This window comes from Mesorhizobium sp. M5C.F.Ca.IN.020.29.1.1, from assembly GCF_003997375.1.
GTDB classification, from domain to species: domain Bacteria; phylum Pseudomonadota; class Alphaproteobacteria; order Rhizobiales; family Rhizobiaceae; genus Mesorhizobium; species Mesorhizobium wenxiniae.
The window spans coordinates 1-2,911 of record NZ_RZSW01000652.1 but is presented as its reverse complement, the minus strand read 5'-3'; the positions used below and the strand labels follow the sequence as shown (position 1 = coordinate 2,911).

Genomic DNA, 2,911 nt, shown 5'->3' with positions numbered 1-2,911 from the left:
CATCACAAGTGACTAAATTGCCGAAGAGATTTTAGATGTCGAAATGACGCCGCCGTTAGTCAGCTTGTTGTCAGCTTGCCCCCCTAGGAGTGTTGCGCCGACACCGGGTGATGAATGGGCGGGGCTCGCCCGGTCAGAGAGAGCAACCGAGTCCTTACATGATGATGCCTGTCACGTCGATCTCTGCCACTCTAACGGCTGGCCTCCCCAGGGTCGGATCACCGTCGATTGTCGAGCAGGCCCAGTTTGAGCGCGCCTTAGGGCATGCAGCCGACTCGCTGAAAAACGATGCCGCCGCGGGGCCAGCGAGTGCGGCGCCAGTTGCTGCGGCGATGGATGTTCAGCGCGCGGCTGCGCCGACGAGCGGCATGGGCGATCGCGTGTTGCAGACGATTTCCTCCCTATATCCACACAACACTGTTTCCTTCCCCGCGCTCGACCATGACATAGCCCTTTCGAAGGGCGCTCTACCGGGACCGGCGCAGAAGCTTCCCGTCGCAGGTGAGGCGGGAACCGGAATCTCGGGCATTCCTCAACAAGGGCAAGACTTCGAAACGATGATGGCTGGTCTTCGGGATGTTTACAACGGCGTCACCCAGGTGGCGCTTATCTCCAAAGGCGTCAGCGGCATCACATCATCCGTGAATAAACTTTTGAAGGAAGGCTGAACCGGGCGCATGATTGGCTTGGCCAAGGGCGAAATCATGCGTGGCCTGTCAGGGTGGCGGTCGATTAGACTTGTCATGCTGCCAGTTCTCGTCGCCCTCAGTGCTTGCAAAACCGACCTCTACACGCAATTGCAAGAGCGTGAGGCAAATGAAATGCTCGCACTTCTTGAAGACAACGGGGTCGCCGCGATCCGGGTGGTCGCCAAGGATGGGACCAGCACGATCCAGGTTGACGAAAAGCTGCTCGCCTTCTCAATCAACCTTCTGAACGCCAAGGGGTTGCCGCGCCAATCCTTCAAGAACCTCGGTGAGATATTCCAAGGATCAGGCCTGATTGCCTCGCCGACCGAAGAGCGTGCCCGTTACGTGTATGCCCTGAGCGAAGAGTTGTCGCGGACGATCAGCGATATCGATGGCGTTTTTTCTGTACGTGTTCACGTCGTGCTGCCGCATAACGACCTTGTGCGAGCCGGCGCCACGCCATCCTCGGCCTCGGTGTTTATCAGGCACGACGCCAAAACAAATGTCGCGGCTCTGCTGCCAAAGATAAAGATGCTCGTAGCCGACAGCATCGAAGGCTTGTCCTACGATAAGGTGGAAGTGGTTTTGGTGCCGGTAGAACGGTCCGCACACGAGCAACGGCCAGATCCGACTGCTGTTTTGCCACAAGCATCAATACCTCTTCCTGCGCCAATTCTGGCGACCGTGACAGGTTTTGCCGCAGCCGTATTCGCCGTGGCCTGTTATCTCTTGGTCAGCGTTGTTACGCGTCGGCGCAAGCAATCAACCGGCGTTTCCAAGGTCGAGGGGCGCCGGGATGCTTCTGCTGTCGAGGCCATTCGCAAAAGAATGCCTGCAATTGGACGTGGGTGACATCTCATTGCAAATGCCTATACAGACCGCCCGACCTGATGGTCCGCACCAATTGCGTTTTCCGGGCGCGAGCGAGCTTGCGGCTTCGGCCCATCCGACCCGTCTAGCGGCGCGTCTTGATCCAGCGTTATCGGCAGAAACGTTAGTGAAGTTGCAGAAGTGTTCCAGACTGCATCCAAGGCTGGCAGAATTGCTGGGCAACTATGACGTGGATCTGAACCACATCGGCTGCAGGCCGGACCTTCTACGCGGGCACGATCCATATCGAGCTGCCCTTCTTGCTGGTAGTATCTGGCATGCCCGTTCGCTGGTCGCGTTTGTCTCTCAGCCTGAGCTTGCCATCCTTGTTAAACGCATCGGCGTGGATGCACACGCATTCGGAATCCGACACCTGCTGCATGCCGTTGAGAACAGACTGATCGCGGACCCAGAAAAACTCGCTCAGCAAATCGAATACGATGGACATGCATGTCTTGGGGCTTGGCTCCAGGACAGTTCAGCGACCGAGCGTAACCGCGTGCTTCTTCGGTTGCCCGAGGGGACTGCCGCGGAGACTCCAGCACCTGAGCATTGGACCGCCGCCGGCCAATTGCTTTCACTTGTACTAGCTCATTTTGAGACAGAGACCCCGGTGAAATGACAGCCGAACTTTCCGAGGGGCCAATAGCGCCGCAGATGCGTCCAGTCGGACCACTGATACCCGCGAGCGAGCTCGAAACCTGGCACAGCGCCGCGCAAGCGCTTGCCGCGGCAGAACGGCATCGGCAGCGCGTTCGAAACTGGGCACGCGCCGTTTACCAGCGGGCGTGGGCGCGCGGCCACATGGAGGGCTCGAATGCAGGCACCGAGGAGATGGCAGGGCTGATTGCGGAGACAATCTCCGAAATCGCGCGACGAAAGGCGGCTCTGGAGCAGGAATTGCCGCAGCTCGTGATGGAAATATTGAGCGATCTTATCGGCGCTTTCGATCCGGGCGAGCTATTGGTGAGGGCTGTTCGTCACGCCATAGAGTGTCAATACAGCGGCGCCGAAGTTTGCCTTCATGTTTCTCCCATGCAAGTCGACATGCTTGCACGAGAGTTTGCTCGATGCGACGGCCAGGATGGTCGACCAAGGGTGCGGATCGAGCCCGACCCGACGTTGTCGCCGCAACGGTGCGTGCTGTGGAGCGAGTACGGCAATGTCGACCTGGGACTTGACGCCCAGATGCGCGCGCTGCGCCTTGGTTTCGGGACGCTCTGTGAAAAAGGCGAGCTATGAGAAAGCCCGTCCCAGAACATAACGCTGACGCCGACACTCGAGCTCTCGTTCCAGCAATCTCGTCGTTGAGGGCTGCGGCCAAGCGAATTGACACGCGTGCGGTGCGGGGT

The 2,911-nt window shown here is 58.8% G+C and carries 4 protein-coding genes; all 4 read left to right on the top strand.

From position 1 onward, the window contains the following. Window positions 1-158: 158 nt before the first annotated feature. Genes EOA85_RS31550 through sctL form a run of 4 tightly spaced genes read left to right on the top strand, consistent with a single transcriptional unit; the run spans window position 159 to window position 2,801 of the window. Window positions 159-668: a nodulation protein NolB gene (locus EOA85_RS31550; protein ID WP_095521281.1), complete on the top strand. Its 510-nt coding sequence runs from the start codon at window positions 159-161 to the stop codon at window positions 666-668. A 9-nt stretch (window positions 669-677) separates the two neighbouring features. After that, window positions 678-1,541, top strand: a complete 864-nt coding sequence (gene sctJ, locus EOA85_RS31545; protein WP_127212342.1) for a type III secretion inner membrane ring lipoprotein SctJ — start codon at window positions 678-680, stop codon at window positions 1,539-1,541. Beyond that, on the top strand, window positions 1,534-2,181 hold the full coding sequence (locus EOA85_RS31540) for a nodulation protein NolU (RefSeq protein ID WP_329609620.1): 648 nt from the start codon (window positions 1,534-1,536) through the stop codon (window positions 2,179-2,181). Before sctJ ends, EOA85_RS31540 begins: the two co-directional genes overlap by 8 nt. Continuing rightward, on the top strand, window positions 2,178-2,801 hold the full coding sequence (gene sctL, locus EOA85_RS31535) for a type III secretion system stator protein SctL (RefSeq protein ID WP_095521256.1): 624 nt from the start codon (window positions 2,178-2,180) through the stop codon (window positions 2,799-2,801). The genes EOA85_RS31540 and sctL overlap by 4 nt, the downstream gene beginning before the upstream one ends. Window positions 2,802-2,911: the final 110 nt, after the last annotated feature.

Bases quoted from the DNA above. Each gene is read 5' to 3' on its own strand.
- EOA85_RS31550 (WP_095521281.1), top strand. From the start codon at position 159: ATGATGATGCCTGTCACGTCGATCTCTGCCACTCTAACGGCTGGCCTC.
- sctJ (WP_127212342.1), top strand. From the start codon at position 678: ATGATTGGCTTGGCCAAGGGCGAAATCATGCGTGGCCTGTCAGGGTGG.
- sctL (WP_095521256.1), top strand. From the start codon at position 2,178: ATGACAGCCGAACTTTCCGAGGGGCCAATAGCGCCGCAGATGCGTCCA.